At 67.4% G+C, this 19,871-nt stretch carries 14 protein-coding genes; 5 read left to right on the plus strand and 9 right to left on the minus strand.

The window, feature by feature from the left end:
* Positions 1–325: 325 nt before the first annotated feature.
* Positions 326–1,396 carry an ATP-dependent DNA ligase gene (locus ACZ6O2_RS31575; RefSeq protein ID WP_466025472.1) on the minus strand — a complete coding sequence of 357 codons (1,071 nt, stop codon included), beginning with the start codon at positions 1,394–1,396 and terminating at the stop codon, positions 326–328.
* A gap of 302 nt (positions 1,397–1,698) precedes the next feature.
* Between ACZ6O2_RS31575 and ACZ6O2_RS31580 the strand changes: the two genes are divergently transcribed.
* The 3 genes from ACZ6O2_RS31580 to ACZ6O2_RS31590 all read left to right on the plus strand — a co-directional run bounded on the left by ACZ6O2_RS31580 (position 1,699) and on the right by ACZ6O2_RS31590 (position 3,779).
* Complete coding sequence (locus ACZ6O2_RS31580) at positions 1,699–1,896, plus strand: hypothetical protein (RefSeq protein WP_466025473.1); 198 nt, start codon at positions 1,699–1,701, stop codon at positions 1,894–1,896.
* A gap of 64 nt (positions 1,897–1,960) precedes the next feature.
* Positions 1,961–2,242 carry a hypothetical protein gene (locus tag ACZ6O2_RS31585; RefSeq protein ID WP_466025474.1) on the plus strand — a complete coding sequence of 94 codons (282 nt, stop codon included), beginning with the start codon at positions 1,961–1,963 and terminating at the stop codon, positions 2,240–2,242.
* 733 nt (positions 2,243–2,975) lie between these two features.
* Positions 2,976–3,779 carry an AbiTii domain-containing protein gene (locus tag ACZ6O2_RS31590; protein WP_466025489.1) on the plus strand — a complete coding sequence of 268 codons (804 nt, stop codon included), beginning with the start codon at positions 2,976–2,978 and terminating at the stop codon, positions 3,777–3,779.
* Positions 3,780–3,929: 150 nt separating this feature from the next.
* On the opposite strand, the gene ACZ6O2_RS31595 is transcribed toward ACZ6O2_RS31590, so the two are convergent.
* From ACZ6O2_RS31595 to ACZ6O2_RS31610, 4 genes are all read right to left on the minus strand, one after another.
* Positions 3,930–6,032 (minus strand): DNA recombination protein RecN, encoded by a 2,103-nt coding sequence (locus tag ACZ6O2_RS31595; protein ID WP_466025475.1) that lies wholly within the window; start codon positions 6,030–6,032, stop codon positions 3,930–3,932.
* Positions 6,029–6,655, minus strand: coding sequence for a hypothetical protein (locus tag ACZ6O2_RS31600; RefSeq protein ID WP_466025476.1), 627 nt, complete (start codon positions 6,653–6,655; stop codon positions 6,029–6,031). Before ACZ6O2_RS31600 ends, ACZ6O2_RS31595 begins: the two co-directional genes overlap by 4 nt.
* Positions 6,652–7,704, minus strand: coding sequence for a hypothetical protein (locus ACZ6O2_RS31605; protein WP_466025477.1), 1,053 nt, complete (start codon positions 7,702–7,704; stop codon positions 6,652–6,654). The genes ACZ6O2_RS31600 and ACZ6O2_RS31605 overlap by 4 nt, the downstream gene beginning before the upstream one ends.
* A 266-nt stretch (positions 7,705–7,970) precedes the next feature.
* Positions 7,971–9,139, minus strand: a protein-coding gene (locus ACZ6O2_RS31610) for an IS3 family transposase (RefSeq protein ID WP_466025478.1) whose coding sequence is annotated in 2 segments (ribosomal slippage) — positions 7,971–8,852 and positions 8,855–9,139 — 1,167 coding nt in all. Because the reading frame shifts where the segments join, the coding sequence is not laid out codon by codon here.
* Between the two features lie 591 nt (positions 9,140–9,730).
* Between ACZ6O2_RS31610 and ACZ6O2_RS31615 the strand changes: the two genes are divergently transcribed.
* Both ACZ6O2_RS31615 and ACZ6O2_RS31620 read left to right on the plus strand, forming a co-directional pair.
* Positions 9,731–10,237 carry an NUDIX domain-containing protein gene (locus ACZ6O2_RS31615; protein WP_466025479.1) on the plus strand — a complete coding sequence of 169 codons (507 nt, stop codon included), beginning with the start codon at positions 9,731–9,733 and terminating at the stop codon, positions 10,235–10,237.
* A 419-nt stretch (positions 10,238–10,656) separates the two neighbouring features.
* Positions 10,657–11,480 (plus strand): IS5 family transposase gene (locus ACZ6O2_RS31620; protein ID WP_466025490.1). Its coding sequence is split into 2 segments (ribosomal slippage): positions 10,657–10,945 and positions 10,945–11,480, totalling 825 coding nucleotides; the frame shifts between segments, so codons are not numbered across the junction.
* 233 nt (positions 11,481–11,713) lie between these two features.
* Here ACZ6O2_RS31620 and ACZ6O2_RS31625 read toward each other — a convergent pair.
* The 4 genes from ACZ6O2_RS31625 to ACZ6O2_RS31640 are packed head-to-tail and all read right to left on the minus strand — an operon-like array spanning position 11,714 to position 19,765.
* Positions 11,714–14,272 (minus strand): RNaseH domain-containing protein, encoded by a 2,559-nt coding sequence (locus ACZ6O2_RS31625; protein WP_466025480.1) that lies wholly within the window; start codon positions 14,270–14,272, stop codon positions 11,714–11,716.
* Positions 14,273–14,286: 14 nt separating this feature from the next.
* Entirely contained in the window at positions 14,287–17,559 is a 3,273-nt protein-coding gene (locus tag ACZ6O2_RS31630) for a hypothetical protein (RefSeq protein ID WP_466025481.1), read from the minus strand.
* Positions 17,556–18,743 carry a restriction endonuclease-related protein gene (locus ACZ6O2_RS31635; protein ID WP_466025482.1) on the minus strand — a complete coding sequence of 396 codons (1,188 nt, stop codon included), beginning with the start codon at positions 18,741–18,743 and terminating at the stop codon, positions 17,556–17,558. The genes ACZ6O2_RS31630 and ACZ6O2_RS31635 overlap by 4 nt, the downstream gene beginning before the upstream one ends.
* Positions 18,740–19,765, minus strand: coding sequence for a hypothetical protein (locus ACZ6O2_RS31640; RefSeq protein ID WP_466025483.1), 1,026 nt, complete (start codon positions 19,763–19,765; stop codon positions 18,740–18,742). The genes ACZ6O2_RS31635 and ACZ6O2_RS31640 overlap by 4 nt, the downstream gene beginning before the upstream one ends.
* Positions 19,766–19,871: the final 106 nt, after the last annotated feature.

The following is a 19,871-nucleotide window of genomic DNA, read 5'->3' on the forward strand; positions in this document are numbered from 1 at the left end:
GTGGGAACGCCGCGACGACATCCACGAAGCCTTCCTCGGCCTGGCCACCTGCATCATCACGTACCGACACGTCGTACGACTTTGTTAGGACCTATTAGCGGCAAATGCCGGAACTGCGGCAGACACGGGCGAGTGAGAACCTTCCGAGTGACGGGGCGTTCCCAGGGCCGGCGCAGCTCGCTGGCTGCGGTGCTGGCAAGACGCAGTTGGATGTAGGCGGCCAGCACCAGCCAGGTCTACCAGTCGGCGGCGTGCGGGTCCCGCAGCTTCGGGTTGGTCCAGCCGAGGGTCTGCTTGAGCATGCGGATGGTCGCTCGATGTCGTTCTACGTCTCGCCGAAGTAGCCCTCCTGCTCTCCGAGCAGCAGCGGAACGTCGCACGCCGACATGTCCGGGCGAGCCCGGACAGCCCTGACCCGATGGCGCCACCGCTGGTGCTCGAACGCCACGTCCGCCTCGATTTCCACCACCACCGTCGGCTCCACCTGCACGTACTCCAGCGGCTCCGGCCGGTCCAGCTGCCCTGACCAAGACGCAGGCAACGGCTGCGGCCACGGATGCACCACGGCAGCCCGCCGGCGCCGCCCGAACCGCAGCGGAGACAGCACCGCCTCGAACTCCCGCCGTCCCTCGACGTTGAGCGGGTGGGTGCGGCCGGTGTAGCGGAGCCGGCCCGACCGATCAAACCGGCCCAGCAGCAACGTGTCTGGTTCGCGCAGACTGCCGGTCACCCCGCCGATGATCGCCTCGGTAACGATTCGGGTGCGGTACTTCGACCAGCCGCGTCTGCCGGGCTGGTACCGGCCGACCAGGCGCTTGCTGACCACGCCCTCGATACCCGCCGCGACGGTCCAGTTCATCAGCCAGTCCCCCACCTGCCGCATGTCGGCCGTCTGCGGAGTCAAGGTCAGCTGCGCTGGAACGTCGGCGAGCAGCAGCTCGAGCCGAGCCCGTCGCTGCGACAACGGCATGTCGAGGATCACCCGGCCGTCGACGTCCGCGAGTAGATCGAACAGCACGTAGTGGGCGGGGCAGTCATGTGCCAGCCGCAGCACGCCGCGGCCGGCCGCAACACGCCGCTGCAACTGCGCGAAGTTCGTCCGGCCACGCTCCCACACGACCAGTTCACCGTCGAGCACCACGCCCGACGGCATAGACGCCCGCAGCGTGCGGGTGATGTCAGGGAAGTACCTGGTTAGGTTCCGGCCGGCCCTCGACTGCAGGTACACACCGTCGGCCTCGCGGAAGGCGATACACCTCCACCCGTCCCACTTCGGCTCGTGCACAAGACCCGGATGCTCAGGCACGACGTCGACCGGCGCCGCGAGCATCGGCGCGACTGGGCGGCGCAGCACCGGCTTCGCTGCGGCGCCCGCCGGCGAGCGGGCGGGAGTCACCTCCCGTCCCCACCACGCCGGCCGCACGTTCCGCTCATCCTCCGCCCACCCCCACGTCATCGTGGGAGAGACACAGGCTGCGCCGGGCCCAGATCCGCGACAACGAATGGCGCCAGCGGGTGGTCGTAGTGCGCTTCGCGCTGGGCCAGGTGCACGTGCAGGTGAAAAGCCCTCGCCGCAGCTACCGACGGGCGATCCCTGGACGACGCGTTCAGTCCGGAAGACCAGCCGGGCCGCAGCGCCGCCCGCTCCGGCGAGCAGAGTCCCGCCTCGCGCGCTCACGGGGGACGTACCGTCGAAGGGTGGACGTGCTGCTGCGCGGCGGGCCAGGTGACGGACAGGTGGTGCCCGGCGGCGGGGAGACCGTCGCGTGGCAGGCCTGCCTCTACGAGATCACGACCGAGTACAGCCACCGGCACGGCCGGGACCTGCGGGTCTACCGGCACCGCCCCGACTGCTGCGAGCCGTACGGCCGCGGCGCCGAGGACCGCTGCGAGTGACCCACTCCCCCGCTGATTCGCCACCCCAGCCCGCCACGTTATCGAACATGCGTACGATCATCGTGTGGATGAGGAGGTCCGGCGGTGGTGGAACGGAATCTGGGGGCGCCTGGCACGCCGGGACGTGTGGCTCATCCGCCGCACGCGCTGGACGGTGGTCGCCCGCGCCGGGGACACCGAGACGGGCAAGGTGCTGCGCTGGGAGTTCGAGACGGAGCCGGAGGCACTACGCATGGTTGAGCGCCTACTGCGCGCCGACAGCGCCGGGCAGTGGCGCGAACACGGGCGCGGCGGGCCTCCGGGTTCGGCGCGGGGGCGAGGACCGGACCCGGCGGGTCCGGAATGACGATTATGGGCACCCAGAGGGCTCTGCCGCACCGCCGAGAACGTGGGCACCTACCGCATGCGAGCATCTGATCCGTAGTCACGAGCCACAGCAGCCTCGTCCACGTGTAGCACTCTATCAATGACTCGGCCCGTCAACAGACTCCTGGATCCATCTAGGTCCGGCAGATTCTTCGCAGGTCCACGCCCTGCGGAACCGGCCCATCCTCGCTTGTCGATGGGCTAGTGGGCTCGGTGCTTCCCGTCGTGTCCAAGCGTGTAGCGGCCCGTCCGCGTTGGTTCCCCGACGTCCGAGCAGCCACGGAGCAGCCACGATCGCCATTTCCTCGCCGCCGCCAACGTCCCTCCGGACCCGCTCGACCTCAGCGTCGACCCCTCCGCCGTACTGCACGACGCGCTCGTGCACGGCCCACTCTGACGACGCGGCCGGTCGCCGGCTACGACACCCGACGCCGTGGCCGATCGGGAGGCTGCATTCCCGGCAACGGCACCTGCTGGTACTCGCAGGCGTCCCTCAGGCCCGGAACCGTAATCAAGAGCTGACATGCCCATCCTCCGACCCGACATCGCCGTCATAGGCCGCCCGTCCGATGCAACCGCTGCCCAAACGGCGTCTACGACCGCGGGCACCGTGGAATCACCGCCCTGGGAACCGCCCGGAACAGAGGGGTCACTCGTCACCGCCGTCAACCGAACCTGTCGATGGCATCATGTTGCCCGTGCCCGATTCCACTATGCGGCGTCTCGCTGATATCGAGCGTGCGCTACTCGGCGACACCCCGCTCCCAGATTGCCTACGCATGTGCCTCGCCATCGGAGCGGAAGTCCGCTCAGCGCGGCTACGTGAATGGGCTCAGCGCGAGTTGAACGGCTACCGTGCCGATGACGCCCTGCCGGCATACCGGACGGTCGGTGCGGCATTGCTCGGCGACGTTCACTGCGGCCCGGCCCATGGCCAGCATGAGCGGATCGCGTTGCACCTGGTCCCTGACGAGGTGCGGAAGATTCTCATCGAGATGGACGGCCGCAGCGAGGTTCGCGACAGCGTCGCCGAGATCGCGGCGATCGTTGCCAGAGCACACCAGCACAGCCGCGGGCTCATCGTCTTCGACGTGCCTGACGAATCAAGGCTGCGTGCCGCCATCGCGCAGAACGCCGGCCGTCCGGTGTACAGCCGCATCTACTGGAGCATCGCCGCCGCAGCCTACGAAGGCCTGCTCGACCGGGTGCGCACCGCGGCCGTCTCGATCGTGATGGAGGTGCGGGCGGAAGCGGGTGAAGCGCAGCAGGATGCAGGCGGTGCTGCTCCCCTGTCGGCGGCTGCCGACCAGGCTGTCGCCCTGTACGTCAGCGGCTCTAACAACCAGATCCAGGTCAACCAGGCTGGTCGCGGCAACGCCGGTGCGAGTCCCGAATCGCCGGATAGCGAGAACGTGGCCCGGTCGAGCCTGCGATGGACCCGCCGGCAGACGCTGTGGACCATAGCCGGGTTCTTCGTCGCGCTCATCAGCATCGTGGTCGCGGTCCTGCTCGGGTAGCGCACAGGCGCTTTGGTTAGGTGGCTCGTCCGCGCCAGCCGGGCCACGATTGCGGCTTTCTATGGCAGTGCGCTCAAAGCGGAACACATATATGACCGGGTGGAGTCCGGGATGCGCTCGGCCGCTTGCGGGTACAGCCCGCGCAGGGCTTCAGGCGACTGCGTCGTCGATGAGGCCATAGGGCGGTTGGTCCGCCCGTCCGGAGTAACGAACGACAACATCGTCTTCGACCTCGGCGGGCGGCGCGTTGTCGACGATGACGATCTGAGCCCCGGCCCCGCGGCCGGTGAGCCAGGTGTGCAGGTGCTTGTAGAAGTCCCCGATCGTGACGGTGTCGGCGAACTCGGCATCGCGTTCGCCGGTTTGCCCGAGGTTCTTCTGAGGGCTGTCCAGGAAAAGAAAGCCAGGGTGGGAGCCACCCGACTCCCAGGAGACCTCGAAGATCGCGAGGATCCACGCGAGGGAGATCAGGGTCCGGCCGCCGGAGGATGCCGAGGTGTATCGGAGGTCGCGCACGAACGGGACCAGTTCGTCGTTCAGACGGGCGCCACTCAGTTTCGGATACCGCCAGTCGGCCAGGATCGCGGCGAACCGGTCACTGATGGTTCGGATGACCGCGGATCGGTCCGTCTGATCTTGCCCAGCAGTGGCGAGCTCCTCGCGAAGGGCTTTGACCGAGGTGTCCAAGCGGAGTACGTCGTTGGCTCGTCGTTCAAGGCTGCTGACCACTTGTAACCCCGCCGCGGCGAGCTGAGCCGTGGCGGTGGCGTCTTGGCGCCGCCGGGCAAGAGCGTCACGTTCGGCGAGGTACGGGCTGATCGCCCGAGTGGTGACGTGGTCAACTTCGGCTGCTGCTTGCTGTTCAGCATTGCGAGCGGCTTCCACGCGCCGCCTGAGCTGGTTAACCTCGGCGTCCAAGTCATCCACGAACCTGGTTAGTTCGGCCAGGCGTGCTTTGGTCGCGCGCAGCTCAGTGCTGACATCGAACGGGCTGAGGAAGCTGTCGACGTCCGGCAGGGTGCCGTCTTCTTCGCTCGGCCCGGCAGCCGTGCCATCGATGACCTCGTCCCGCTCCGGCGGGGCGCAGGGCACTACGTCGCCAAGAGTCAGCGCGCCAGTCGCCTCGGCGACCCGGGTATGGCACAAGCCGCACGCCCCGTCTTCGACCTCGATGGTTCGCCCGAGGGCGGACAAACATGCTGGGCAAACCTTGATCTGGAGCGGGTCGAAGAGCTGATGCGCCTCAGTGAGCATGATCAGCTTGGCCACGTCGGCGGCGTACTGTGCCCGCAGCGGAACCATCCGGCGGAGTTGGGTTTCCCGGTCACGAAGGATCGATTCAGCGCGACGTGCTTCTTCCGCGGCTGCTTGGTGCCGCCGCCGCTGTGCCTCGGCGAATCCTGCGGCGGCGGCTACACGCTGGTCGATTGCGTCCTGTTCTCGGGCAAGGACGGCGAGCTCCTCGGCCGCTCGGTCACGGGCCATTTCCAGCTCCATGCGACCACCGAGTCGCTGTTCCTCGACAATTTGCTGTGCCGCTTCGTACGCCACCCGTGCCCGGGCCAGCCGTGTCTCCAGGTCTTTGATGCGCTGTCCGAGGTCTACCGCGCGGTCGTCGTGGACGTCGAACATCACGTCGACGACCTGGCGCAGTTTGAGTGCCTTCATGTGCTGGGTCTCGAACAGCAGGGACTTGCTGGCCACGCGCTCGTTGGGTAGAAAACACAGACTCATCAAATCTCGAAAACTAAGCGGATCTGTGCCGGAGTTTGCCTGGGTAGGGGCCTCGCGGAGCTGGACGCCTTCCAGCCCGCAATGCATCAGCAGGAGGGAGGAAAGGCTGTCCGGGCTGCCGGGCGGTTTGATCGGCCGCCGTTCGACAGGGGGGCCAGCGCCGTCATCGAGCCTGCCGGGGCGAAGGAAGACGTGGCTGGATTGATCGCCGAGGCCACGCTCGATGACATAGGGCGTACCGGAAAGTTCCAGCTCAACAAAGGCGTGTAGGACCTTCGCGATCACTTCCGGGTGTCGGGGGTAGTCACTCGCGCCTAGGCAGTAGTCGATGAACTCCAGGACGGTCGACTTGCCCGTGCTGATGGCCCCAGCAATGACAGACAAGGAGTTGAGATTGCCTGTCTCAGGATCGACGAAGTCGACTTGGTAGTGACGTTCGGGTCCGACGAGCCGTAGCCGGCGGATTCGGATGCCTCGTCTGCCCTGCGGCGACAACGCGGAGTTCGCGGGTGTTGTCATGACGGCCTACCCACGCTGTCTTGAGCGAAGGCGTCCGCTTCGTTCAGCGCTTCGGGCTCCACGAACAGGTCGGCCAGGTCGATGCGGTTAGGGCCCGAGGACTGGCGAGTCCACTCGCTCACCCGCTCCCGAAGCGGTCCGGGCCGGACCTTCCTCAACCTGCGCACGACAATGGTCGCCGCGGTCGTGTAGGAGCGCGCATACATGGCGGTGAACCGCATCGCCATGTCGACGCCAGCGTTCGTCAACCGGTATAGCACGTGGCCACGGACTGCGGTGGTCGCCAGATCGTAGGCGAGCAGGAGCGCCAGGTCGTGCTTGAGCCGCTCTCGCCGGGTGGCAAACCTCTGCGCCGCGCTCGCATAGGACAACGCCCGGTCGTCGAAGCCCGCCATGAGAAGTTCGAACCGGTCTGGGTCGTCATCGCTCGACGCCATTAGCAGGGGGTTCGCGGCGATGAAGTCGTATGCGCCGAGCCGTTCCAGCTCCACACCATCTGGATGGAACTCGGCGACCACGTGGAGGAGAAGCACAAGTTGGGCCAGCCGGAACACCGTGTCGTCCTCCGGCACCGCCACCGGCGACCGGTGGACGGCGTGGACTGAGTCCGACGGCGCGGTCATGTGAGGGCTCCAGCGGACTCGACGTCAGGATCCCGCTGGACCGGCGCAGGCATCTGCGCTGGCTGCTCGTCCCGATGCTTCACAACCACGTCTTCCCAGTGGGGGACCCAGCCCGCACGGCCGTCCTCGACAATCCGGTGCATCATGCCGCACCGATGCACGGGCGTCGACCGTAGCTCCGCTGGCCAGGAGTCGCCCATGCCGCGAATCTGCCTCATCACCGACGCGTGCAGACCCGGCAGTTTGGGGCCAGTGGGGTGCAGCTCGGCCACCTCGTTGAAAGACGTCTCCCAGATGCTGTGCACGGTCGCATCTGCCTCAACGAGGGCAGTTACCTCAGCGGGGACATCTTTGTCGACGATCTCGCGCGCGATCAGCTCGGCGTTGAAGAACTCCAGTTTCGCCGAGCTGACCTGCTGGTGCCCGGCTTCCCGGAGCTGCCTGACGAACAGCGCGGTCTCTAGGGCGGTCGCCTTCTCCGGCTCGACCTGGACCACCCCGGGTCGGTCCAGTTTCGGCTTTGCCGGGTTGTGGTACGGGTCGTAGTAGTGGCGCCGGACGTTAGCAGCGTCCGGCGAGATCAGACGCTGCCGCAACTCACCCTCGTGCCACAGCTCGATCTTGACCTCGAAGTCCTTCTCCGCCTTCTTCTTCCACGTGGACCACCATTTGTCCATCGGGGCGTCCATGCTCGCGGGAACACACAAGGTCCACCTGCGCACCTTGTGGCCATGCTCCGCCGCAGCCTTCATGGCAGACGAAAAGGACTCGCGGATCTGGCCCTGGTGGGAGGCGGTCACCACAGGCATGAAGTATTTCGCCTGCCAGATCACGATCTGCCCCGCCAGGTCACCGACCACGACGTCGATACCCCAGTCGCCCGGGTTGGCCGCGATCAGGCGCGCACCTCGGTGGCACGCGGCCACCAACTCACGAATCATCTGCTCGAAGTCGTCGCGGGCACCGGCGAGGTTACCGGCTCGGAGCTCGTGCGCGCGAAAGTTGATCGGAGGCTCGCCGACTGCCAAAACCAGCTCATCCTCCGACACGGGACCCCCTCCTCGATGCCTTCGCCGACAGCATTTCAAAACGGACAGCGCAAAGCAATCATGGGGATGACAGGACGACACGTAGCGCCTACCGCAGTCGATGTTCTTTTTTAAGATCATGTAACCAAGGTTGATGATCTTGCGAGAGGTACTATCGGGACTGTTGCCGCTGGTGATCGACGACGTCATGAACGAGGGCGGCCGTCCTTGTTACCAGGTCAGGGTTGCGATCCTGGGTCTGCTGCACCGGTAGGTGACAGGTGTAGTCACGCGGCCTGACTGGCCGGTGGGTGCATGATGGCCTCGAATTCAACGGGGGTCAACCGGGACAGTGACCGCTGGCGTCGGCGGCGGTGGTAGGTCCGTTCGATCCAGGTCACGATCGCGATCCGTAGTTGCTCGCGGGTGGCCCATGATCGCCGGTTGAGGACGTTGTTCTGCAGGAGTCCGAAGAAGGATTCCATGGCGGCGTTGTCGCCGGCGGCGCCGACGCGGCCCATCGATCCGGCCATGTGGTGGCGGTGCAGGGCTCGGACGAACTTCCTGGACCGGAATTGGGATCCGCGGTCGGTGTGCAGGATGCAGCCGGCCAGGTCGTCGCGTCTGGCGGCGGCGTTGTTCAGGGCGGTGACGGCCAGGCGGGACTTCATCCGAGAGTCGATGGAGTAGCCGACGATCCGGTGGGACCATACGTCCTTGATCGCGCACAAGTAGAGCTTGCCCTCGGCGGTGTGGTGCTCGGTGATGTCGGCCAGCCACAACCGGTTCGGGCCCTCGGCGGTGAAGTCCCGGCGCACGAGATCGTCATGCACCGGCGGGCCGACCTTACCGCCCTTGCCGCGACGCTTCTTCTTGCCGAACGCGCTCCACCAGCCGTTCCCGGAGCAGATCCGCCACGCGGTGCGATCGGCCATCGGCTGCCCCACATCACGAGCCTCGTCAACGAGGAACCGGTAGCCGAACTCCGGATCATCACGGTGGGCGTCGAACAACGCGTTGGCCCGATACGCCGCCACCAGGTCGGCGCTGGTGACTGGTCGGGCCAGCCACCGGCAGTAAGGCTGACGAGCGATCTTCAACACCCGACACGTCACCGCCACGGGGATCCCCTCGGCGGCCAGCTCGCTCACGAGCGGGTAGAGCCCTTTCCCGGCAGATGCGCCTGCGACAAGTAGGCAGCGGCCCGGCGCAGGACCTCGTTCTCCTGCTCCAGCAACGTGATCCGCTTGCGGGCCTCGCACAGCTCGACCGACTCACTGCCGGCCGTCCCAGGCATGGCCCCCGCGTCGACGTCGGCCTGGCGCAGCCACTTGAACAGCGTCATCGGGTGCACCCCGAAGTCCTTGGCGATCTGCTCGACCGTTACGCCTGGCTCGCGGTCACGGGCCACCCGCACGACATCATCGCGGAACTCCCGGGGGTAGGGCTTGGGCACAGCAACATCCTTCCAGCCCGCCCACAGGGCAAGCCATCTCAGATGTCACCTATCCGTGCAGCAGGCCCCTACCGACAACTCTTCAAAACCCTGACCAACCCACACCCAGCCACCAGCACCACTTGACAGTCATAGAAGCATCTCATTGTCATGAGATCCACTGTGGCAGGGCCATGCGAGCGCCCAGCAGCCGGAGCTGGTCTCATCGACCGGGCCGGGCTGGCCAACATCAGTCCGGCCGGCAGCGCGCCGGACCCGAGCGGTGAAGGCACGCCGTTACGCTGCCAGGCATGCCGATGCACTTGTTCACCGGCCGGGCCGCGTTTGCCGGGGACTCGCACGACCCGATTTCTCTGCTGTACGGCGGATCGGGGCGTGGGACGGAGCCCGGGACGGGCTGGATGATCGACATGCCGACGGTGCTGGCCATGCCAGGCGCCAAGGCATCAACCTTGAGGCCGCCGTTGCCGAGAAATGGCTGGTCTGGAACCCGCAGCCAACGATCGCAGCTGACAAGGTGGGGCAAGCGGACGGTTGATAGTCTGCGGCGGTGCCGATCATCATCCGCCTCGCCGCCGCGTCCGACATGCCGTGACGCCGCACCTGCGCCGCTCCGTCCGCGCGATCATCCTTGATGAGGACGACCGGATCCTGCTCTGCCGGTTCGTCTCTCCTCACCCGGCGGTGCCAGAGCAGGCGAAGGCCGTTTGGGCGGCCCCAGGCGGCGGCATCGAAACCGGTGAGGACCGGCTGACGGCTTTGCGCCGTGAACTGCGTGAGGAGACCGGTCTGGCGATCACCGCCGATCCACCGCACGTCTGGCACCAAGAAGTCGTGGCCGCCGACCAGGTGCCGGGCTTCGACGGCATGATCAACGACTACTTCCTCATCCGCGCGAACCACTTCCAGCCCCGCGGCGAGCTGACAGACGACCAACTCGCTGCGGAGGAGAACCTGGCCGCGTTCCGGTGGTGGCAGCTCTCGGAGATCGCTGGTTATACGGGACCTGAGCTGTTCTCGCCCCGCGACCTCACAACACCCTTGACAGCACTTCTCACAGCGGGGTCGCCGGACCAGCCGGTCCAACTCGGCCTCTAACAAGTTGCGGCCCGCCTCGGACGGCTGTCCGCTGCCGTTCCCCCCGGCGCCGGTCCACTGCAGCGTCGAGGCGTTCGTCGGGGACTACCTCGTCCGAAGCGGGGGGTGGTAGGTCGTTGACGAGCACCGCCGGCACGTCCAGCTGTGGTGGCCGCGGTGGGCAGCCGGCGGCGGGCACGGACAGGGTGTCCAGCCGACGGACATCTTCCGGGGCGGAACGCGTGCCGGTCCGGTCCGGAGCAGTGCGTCGGCGCCGGCTCCACGAACTGCCGTTGCCCGGATCGGGTGACCGTCACCTGGTGGGCTAGGGCGTGTCTCCTGGATCTTTGGTGCAGATTCGGCTATCCACGTCTGTCGTGAGTGGGCGGTTTGAACTGACGGAGGTCGAGTATGCGCGGATCGCGCCGTTGCTGCCGGCGATGACACCGCAGCGGGGTGGGCGGTGGCGTGATCACCGGCAGGTGATCAACGGGATCGTGTTCCGGGTACGTACCGGGGTGCCGTGGCGGGACGTCCCGACACGGTACGGGCCGTGGAAGACGCTGTACAAGCGGTTCACCCGCTGGCAGGAGGACGGGACCTGGGCGCGGATCGAGGCGATGCTGCAGGCCGACGCGGACGCTGCCGGGAGCCTGGACTGGCACGGCAACGCCGATTCCACGATCGTGCGCGCCCACCAGCACGCCGCCGGCGCCCGTAAAGGGGGCTGAGCAGCCGTGACGCAGCGCGACGGGAAGGGCTCGGCACGTCGCGCGGCGGGTGGACCACGAAGATCCACACGATCGGGGACGGGCGAGGCCGGAACCTGACCAGCCACCTGACCCCAGGCCAGGACCACGACACCCGCCAACTGGTGCGGCTGCTCGACGACGTGGCGGTGGCACATCCCGGCCGGATCGGCCGTCCGCGCAAACGCCTCGGTTCCCTCTCGGCGGACAAGGCGTACAGCTCGCGCGGCAACCGCCAGGCACTGCGAGCCCGACGCATCCCGCACGACATCCCCGAGAAAGACGACCAGAAAGCCAACCGGGCTCGGAAAGGGTCACGCGGTGGCCGTCCACCCACCTTCCGCCCGCAGCGTTACCGGCAGCGCAACACCATCGAACGGCTGATGAACCGGCGCAAGCAGTTCCGCGCCGTGGCCACCAGGTACGACAAGCTCGCCTGCCGCTACCGCGCCACCGTGCAGATCGCCGACATCCTCATCTGGCTACGCGCGAAACCGGACCACCCCAAGCCATGATCCGGGAGACACGGCCTAGAGCAGCAGGTACTCGAGTTGCTCCGACCGTCGATGCACCGTGTTCGCCGTCATCCAAGATTGATGCCTACTCAGAGAAGCACCCACGGGACGTTATCGTCCGCAGCCGCACAAGCGTCAGAGTGCGATGCCCATCTGGCGGCGAAGGCAACGCGCCCATGACGCACCGGAGCACGGCGTAGCCGCACCCTCGCTCCGAGGGTGACCGTTCCCCGCTACGTGTCCGTTTCCTCGTCGGTCCTGTAGTCAGGGTGTGTGAGGTCGGCGCGGGTGGCCAGGTGCAGCGGCATGGGCGCAAGGGTGCGGTCGTCCCAAGTCAAGGTGTGGTCACACAGACGAGCGGTGAGCAGGACGAGGGCTCGTTCGCTCCAGATGCCGGCCTGCGGGACGGCGATCTCGGTGCCGGTGTAGGCATGCCAGTCATCCCTGACGAGGTGTCTAAGGTTGTCGGGAAGAGTCCATGGGGTATATCTGGCCCCGATGCTGCCGCCCTTGGCGCGGTAAACACGCGACGATTTCGGAAACAGCCAGACGCTGCTGGCGGCTAGCTGATACACGTAGCGGTCGGGGGCGGCCGGTTGGCGGGGATCACCGGGCTGGTGGCCGCCGTGGCGGTGGACCGGTCGGGGCACCTCACGGCTCGTGTTGCAGCGAACGACCGCGACGTCACGCTGAGCGGTAAGGCTGACCGCAGGCAACGCGCCGACCCCAAAGTGATGATTCTGCAGGCCGGGATAGATGGATCGCAACGTCGTCGCGTCAACCATGATGACTACGGGGCCGGCAGGCAGCGCATCGAGAATCGACTCGACATGGAAGCGAGTTTGGACGGCCTTGATGCCTCCGCGACCGCGCTGAGTCGAGCCGATTGGTCCAGCATGAAAATGCGCGATGCCGTCCGGTTGCGGCACCCACCGGTTGGCGGCGTCGCTCCACATACGTACCTGCCAGAACCGCTGCGGGTCTCCGTAGGCCTGGATGGCGGTTGCGGTGACCACGAAATTCGGCGCAGCGCCGTCAACGGCGGAGTGCTGCAGGCGGGAGTGCAACCCCACCAGGTGGACTGACGAGTGTCCCGTGCCCTCAAGGAAGTCCTGAAGGATGTCGCGAGCCAGGTCCGGATGCAGAACGCCAGTGGTGCGCAACAGCAGGTCAGCTGCGGCCGCCATCGCGGGATGGTCAGCCTTGGCGATGGTCGCCGTCGCGGTCCTGGCCGACCGGCGCTGTGGCGCGTCAGCCGTGGTTGGTGGCGGCGTGGCGAGGAACTGGGTGGCGATGTCGAGGCGGGACAGGAGACGGCGTACCGGGTTTTTGGCATCCTCGGTGGCCTTGCCGGTCTTCGGGTCGTACTCGGTCTCAACCCAGGCCACGATGGTGCCGGTCTCCTGTTTCGCAATCACCTCAATGTCGCTGGCCAGTGCAATGCGGTCGCGGTTGCCATGTTCGAGTAGTTCGGTGACACGGTGGAAGGAGACGACGAGGCCGGGATGCACGTCGACGGCTTGATCGTCGAGGACTGTTGCGGCTGTGGGCGCGACGGCGGCCAGTTGGGTGGTCATGCGATGACGGGCCGCGGATGTCGCGTACAGGCACAGAAGGCGGAGCCGGTGGGATCCGGCAGCCGCGGCAGCGCCGGTGATGATGTCGGGTGTTACCAGCAGGGTCTTCTCGGTGCCCTTGTCCTTGGGATCGGTGAGGACCTGACGTCGAGGCGTCTTGACCTTGGTGTGCTTGTCCTTGCCCCACTCCAGCGGTTCGAGGTGGGGGCAGGTCCTGGCGATGTGTTCGGCCAAGCGCAGCATGAGCCGCGCGCCGGGGCCTTTGCCGACAGGGTGGATGCGAGGTCCAGGGACCAATGGCCGAACGCGCCCGGGCTGTGGTGGGAGGTCTTGCTCGAGGTCAAGTCGCTCCATTCCGCACGCCTGGGCGATCGCGGCGGCGTGGTTCGCGACTTCTGTGGTCCACCGGCCGCCGTCCGCCTTGGGCGGCACGTTCTTGACGGGTACCCGCAGGATCGGTGGTTCTAGCTTGTCGCGGTCAATCCAGGCGTTCTTGGACCCACGCCATTGGTTGTTGATCCGGGATAGGTGGGCGTCGAAGACGACGGCGAGGTCCGACACTCGGGGGAGGGTGATGATGCGGGCGGTGATGCGCAGCATCGCGTAGCCCGTGTAGTCGGCGCCCCACTGGTTGCTGACGAGTTTGTCCCAGGCCAGCAGCGACCCGTCGGTGTCCATGCGGAGCGCAAGGTGCGGCCCGTTGTCGTCCAGGGGCAGCCTCAGTGAGGCGACCCGGGCCATGATCGCCCAGGTCGCGGAGTCGAATAGCCAGCCAGGAGCAGTGGCGGTACCGGACTCGGCGACAGTGACGTGGTCGCGGAACGCCCGGGTGGCGTCGGCCGATGGCAGCGTCGGGGCGAGGGAGTTGAGATCCTCGCCCTTGCGGAGCTGCCGCTCAAAGGTGCGCAGACAGGTGGTCAGTCGGAAGGGGTTGATCGGATCGGTGGTGAGGATCATGCCCTTGATACCGGCGGCGCGGTCGTCGTCGGATAGCTGCCAGTCGTCGATGATGCGTACCGGCTGGCCGTGTACGGCAGTCAGTCCCGTGAGTAGTTGCCGGTATGGCGGGGTGGTGGGTGCGCCGCCCCGGCGCGGCGTGCGGGGCAGGCGCTGCCAGGCGCTGGCGAAGTCGCCGCCCCACGGATAGACGGTGACCTGGCCGAGGAGGTCGGTGACGTGCTCGGCCGGGATGCGGTATCCCAGGGTAGCGAGCATGGCGTTCCCTTCCGTCAGGCGAGGAGCTTGGCTTCGTCGTCGGCGTATCGGAAGAACTCGGTTAGCGTGGTGCCGTAGAGCTCCCGCATTCGGGGCAGCTGGCCGGTTTGCTCCCAGTGGTCGCGTAGCCTGCGGACGAGCGTGCCGAACGTCGGGCCGCCGCTGGGGTCCAGCATGGCGCCGTCGGCGAGGTAGATCGTGGCAGGTGTGCCGCCGCGCCGGGCGCGTCCGACGAGCTGCACGATGCCGTTCATGATCTCCGCGGTGACCGAGAGCTGGACTCCCCGGGGCATGGTTCGGAAGTAGGGCAAGCTGGTCACGATCTGTTCGAAGTAGTGGCCGGCGGCCTGCTTGCGGGCGTCGAGGACGTCCGCGGGCCGGTGCTCCAGGTCGCGCAGTACGTCGTCGTTGGCGTCCGGGGCGAGCGGGTAGGCATTGACGTGGGCGACAAGCTCGGTGGGCTCGTCGATGATCGGCACCGGACGCACCAGCAGCCAGATCGAGCCCAGCGCGGACCGGTCGCCGGCACCGATGATGTTGACGCCCCGGTGGACCCGGGCCAGCGGGGCGATGAGAACGTCCACGCCCATGCCGGGAGCCTCTTCAAGCCGGTCGGCGGCCAGCTCCCGCCAGCCAGCCTGACCGGACCGGTCGTCACCGACGTCGCCGATGTCCGGGGCCGCCTGCGGGCGGACCGCCAGGCAGATGCGCCGGGGGTCGGCACCTGCCCGGACCAGGCCCTCCGCGGCGGCCCGCGCACCGTCGTAGGATGTGGTGGCCAGCAGCACCAAACGCCGGTCCGGGTCTTCATCCGCGAGGCGCCGGAGTTCTTGGTCCAGGCGGGTGCGCCACAGCAGTTCGGCGAGACGGCGCAGTGCCTCCTGCCGCCGCGCTCCCTCTGTGCCTGACACCCGCACCAGCCGATGCTCGTCGCCGACCTGCTCGTTGACGTACGCGGGCAGGATCTGGACTCCCTGCGGATCGTCGTCGGTGACCCACCAGTGTGGTTCGAGGTGAACGTGGTGGTGCGGCGCCTGCGGGAAGAACGCCGTGGCAGACAGTCCCAGCACTGCTCGGCGCGTCCCGGCTCGGCACAGTGCGGTGATGTCGGCAAGGGTGGTGGTGTAGGCGTGTGGGTCTCCGCCGAACGCGGCCGCGTTGAGCCGGATGGGTAGACGCCCGGTGGGGTCGATGTGGTGGCTGAACGCGAATAGCAGCCGGCCGAGCGGGCCGTTGGGCAGCGCCCGCCATCGACTGTAGGGGCCGAACGTTTCGGCAATCTCCCGAGCGGCTGGCACACCCGCGGCGGCCAGGTGCGGGGCGTCGAAAACGAACTGCCGTAGATGCTGGCGCAGCCGGTCCAAGATGGCCCGCTGAAGCAGCCGATTGATGACCTTCGCCCTGTCCTGCTCGTCGTGAATGCGCTCGGTCAGCAGCTCGTCGAGGTGTTCCCGGCTGTCCTGCAGTCTGGTTGCGCCGCTGCCGACCTCGGTCACCGTAGCCAGAATCCGCCGCACCTCGGCGAACTCGGCGGGCTCGTCGGCCTGCGGGGGTTCCTCCCCTGGGAACAGCGACCTGAACCCGCCGACCATTTCCGGTGTCAGTGGTTCGTGCTCGGCCAGGCCGTACAACTGCGCGGTGAGGGCGCCATCCCAGCGGCGGGGCACCAGCCAGTATCGGCCGGTCGCCGCGCCTGCGGTGCCCTCGACGCCGATGGTGCCGAAGTACAACGCGGCGGTGTACAGAGACGCCAGGAACTTCGAGTGGTGCACCATGTCCCGAACGCTGGACTCGACCTCCCGGTTGATCCGGCCGGCCGCCCGCACGTACTCGGCCTCCAGCTCATGCAGAGGGGTACGGGTGCTGCCGCGACGGTCCAGGACCAGCCCGCGGGCCGCCTGCGACACCACGTTGTTCTGGAAGGCGTCAATCTCGTCTATCACGACCAGGTGGCTGCGGCGGAACACCAGCTCCTCGACGGTCATCCGATCGGTCAGTCCATCCTCGTCGCGGACTGGAAGGTGCAGACGGCCGCTATGAAAGTTGGCGTGACTGGTCACGACTACGGCGGCATCGACTGCGGCGCGCGCGAGGCGGAACTTCCCGCACGTCGTCCGCCACGGACAGGCCCGACGGGTCGCGGTCTCCTCACCAGTCGGCTGCAGGCTGATGCACGGCTCCGCCCCGGGCGTCCAGCCGTCGACTGATCCTTCGGTCTCCGCACTCGCGGCCAGCGCGCACCCGTAGCCGAGCCGGTCCATCGTCCATTCGCCGTCGGGGTCCCAAGCCGGCCGGGTGCGGACCACCTTGTGAACGACCTCAAACAGCGCCGACGGCGACATCAAGGAGGTAGCCGAGGCATCCACGCCCAGTGCCTCAAGGTCCTGTTCCACGGCTCGGACGAGCTTGAGCACGTCCGCATTGGTCGGCACCACGATGGTAACTACCAGCTCGTGGGCGGCCATCCAGCAGGCGACCACTTCCATGATCACGCTCTTACCGATGCCGGTCGGCGCGTTGAGTAACCGGGTCTCGCCAGCTGGCAATCCGAGGATTCCGTTGACTGACACCGCCCCATCGGCGGTCCGGAGCCGCTGGCACAGCTTCGTCACGTAGCGGGCGCGGTAGCCGGCACCACCACGAGCGGCGTCAATCTTGGCAGCCAGCTCGACGAGCTCGTGCGCGGGAATCAGGATCTCGTCCGCCGGCGGGGAGGTGCGCACCACAGGAACCGCCGGCTCCGCCACAGAGGGGTAGGCTGGCAGAACGTACCGCTGGTCCACCACCCGTCCCATGCCACTACCGGCCGTGACCCGGACGGTGGTGTGGTATCGACCGGGTCCGGCCACTGGGATGTTCCCCCGGCCGACCGTGCTACGCCGCTCCAACTCGCGCAGCGCCTCGTCGATGAAGTCACGCAGCGGCATCCCTGGTGCGCAGGCCACGGTCAGCGCGTCGTCCGCATCGGCGACCAACCGGCAGGCGGGCAGCCCCTCCTGATCCAAGCCCTGTCGCAGCGCCCGGCGCACCCATTCACCATCGGCGTACTCCGCACGCCGCAACCTCAGCAACCGCACGATCCGCTGCGTGTCATCCCCGCTCAAGGCGCGCCAGGCGGGCCATACATCGACGTGCCCATCAAGCAGAAACGCCACGTCTCGGCTTGACACCAGCACCGCGCCTGCATCTGCCTTCAGCGGAAAGTGCACCGCGGCAAGCCCCACCGCCGCGCGGAGCAGCAGCAGGCTGTTCTGCTCCAGACCATCGTCCTGCCGCTGGCGAGTCACGACGCGCTCCGCTTCCGACGCCGCACCGCGCCCTTAACTTGGCTCACCAACTGCCCCTCCGTGAGGACCGTGTAGGTGGGCAACGCCTCCCGCACCGCGTGGACCTGGCCCGCGTGGGTGTCGGGCAGCACGACGTGCCGCGCCGATGGTGGATTCTCCCGGATGTGCCGCAACAGCCCTTCCACAGTCGCGTGTTCCTTCACGTCGACGTCCCAGCGCCGGTCGCCCACCACGATGTCCAGGTCGTAGCGGTCGCAGCCCGGATACAACTCGACCGTCGCCCCGAGCCCAGTGAGCAGTCGAGCCAGCCGTAGCTCCGTGGCCCCCGGAACCACGACAAACCGCCACACCGGCTCCTCCACCTGCATCGCACCGTCGGCGTCGTGCAGTTCTGGCAACCCACGCCCCACACCGATAGGCAGCCGCCGATCCACGGCGATCAGCCCCGGGCCGCTCTTGCCCCGGTCGGTCACCTGGTACGTCGCGTTGTGGTAGGGGTAGCGGCAGCGCACCATCTGTCCCCGCACGTCCATCGGCCATCCGCACACACGGCATGGCCACCACCATCGGCGTTCACCGCAGCGGTACGACTGTCCATCAGTCATCGGCACGTATCGGGCCACCCTGTGCGCCTGCCGCCGGTTGCACTCCTCCACCAGCAGTTGCTCCGAACCGGCGGGACACTCGACCACGAACTGCCGGGCCGTGCGGTACGCGGCCTCATCCGCGGTGCCGATAAGCCTCGCGAACAGCTCGTTTTCGACGTCGTTGGCCCGCATCCACGACCACGATGGCAGCCAGTCCCGCCCCGGGTCGAGTCCGCTGATCACCTCACGGACATAGTCGGACCCGATCTCGTAGGCGGCGTCGGTCAGCGCATCACAGTCGTCGAGCAACACCACCTCGTCAACGCTCCCGCCGTACCGGCCGTCATCGCCATCCAAAATCGAGGGCAGCAGCGCGCTCAGCGGCCGGCGAAGACAACGCACCAGGTCCAGCGGCGTCACCGGACCCCGACTGGGCCCCAACTCGAACATCACGACACCGGTCATGCGTGCAACCTCCTCGAACGCCCGCGGCTCGCGGTCGCGCACAGACCATGCGTATGCCGCCCGCAGGGCGGCCGAGGTGATCCGGGCACGACGATCAAGCAAGCTTGCGTCGAGCCCACCCCGTGTCGTCATTCGATTCCGCCCCCTCCTGGCCGATCGGCCACAACAAGATTCACCTCCGGGCGTCGGTCACGACGCACACCGTGTCCGTCAACGCCCGTGACGCTCGCCGAACCGGCGGCGGCACACTGTCGTGCGAATTCATCGCGCAACTGGTGCAGCGGCAATCGCGCGCCCAGCAACCCGAAGAACTCCTCGACCCTCCAGGTCGCCGACCAGCCGACCCGCGACATGTAGTACGCCACTTCCTCGAAGCGATACTCGTCGTCGTAGTCAAGCAGCACGTACCCCGCAAGCTGCCAGATCGCCTGGTCCGTCAGCACCTCGGGCCGCGAGATCGACTTGATCTCCATCAGACGCCTACCGACCACCAGATCCGCGTCGGCGCCACCCACGTCTTTACTGCCTGCGAACGTCGGCGCAGCCCGGCAGGCGGCCACATCCGCAGCGTCTCGCAGCCCTCCGAGCGCACGCTCGGCCAGCTTCACCTGTACTTGCAGGTCCATGACCACGTACTCCGGAACGCACCCCAGCAACGCCTCCAAGTCGCCGCCTTCCACCACGCCAGCCAGAGGCGAACCAGGGGCGACCGCACCATCCCGGTAAACCCGATCAAACCAGGCCAAGGCGAAACACAACCGGTCCAGGTGTGCCTCTGCCTCTCGATCCAGCCGCCAGCAGCGCCTGCGGATGTGCGGCCCGGAGGTCCTCAGGTGCTCCATGTACTCGTCGACCAGTGCCTCACCGACGCGTCGTGGCCCTGGTCCGCCGATGGCGCCAGCCAATGCCACGCCCGCGACGGCCGACGGCGGCGCCTCCGGCGCAACGAACGCGCAACGAAGACGGAAGTCCACCGCCACGCCCAGCAGATCCCATCGCACCACGGTCCGACCCGCCGCCACCGGCCGCTGCACCCGTCGGACAGGAAACGCCGAGGTATACGAGGCACGAACCGCCGCCGTGCGTCGAAGATGTGCGGCCAACCAACGAGTCAACGGGTGATCATCATCAGCGATGACCGACGTCAGGCTCACGAATTGTGAGGATACGAGTCGCCACTGACAAATCCAGCGCATCACGGGTTGGAACCGTGGCGTCTTCCAGCGCAGCACCCTCGCCGGCGTCTACCTGAAGCGTCCA

It is taken from the genome of Micromonospora sp. NPDC048040 (assembly GCF_055587185.1).

Coding starts and splice junctions, on each gene's coding strand:
- ACZ6O2_RS31635 (WP_466025482.1), bottom strand. CDS start 18,743: ATGACGACACGGGGTGGGCTCGACGCAAGCTTGCTTGATCGTCGTGCC.
- ACZ6O2_RS31625 (WP_466025480.1), bottom strand. CDS start 14,272: ATGCTCGCTACCCTGGGATACCGCATCCCGGCCGAGCACGTCACCGAC.
- ACZ6O2_RS31595 (WP_466025475.1), bottom strand. CDS start 6,032: ATGACAACACCCGCGAACTCCGCGTTGTCGCCGCAGGGCAGACGAGGC.
- ACZ6O2_RS31600 (WP_466025476.1), bottom strand. CDS start 6,655: ATGACCGCGCCGTCGGACTCAGTCCACGCCGTCCACCGGTCGCCGGTG.
- ACZ6O2_RS31590 (WP_466025489.1), top strand. CDS start 2,976: ATGCGGCGTCTCGCTGATATCGAGCGTGCGCTACTCGGCGACACCCCG.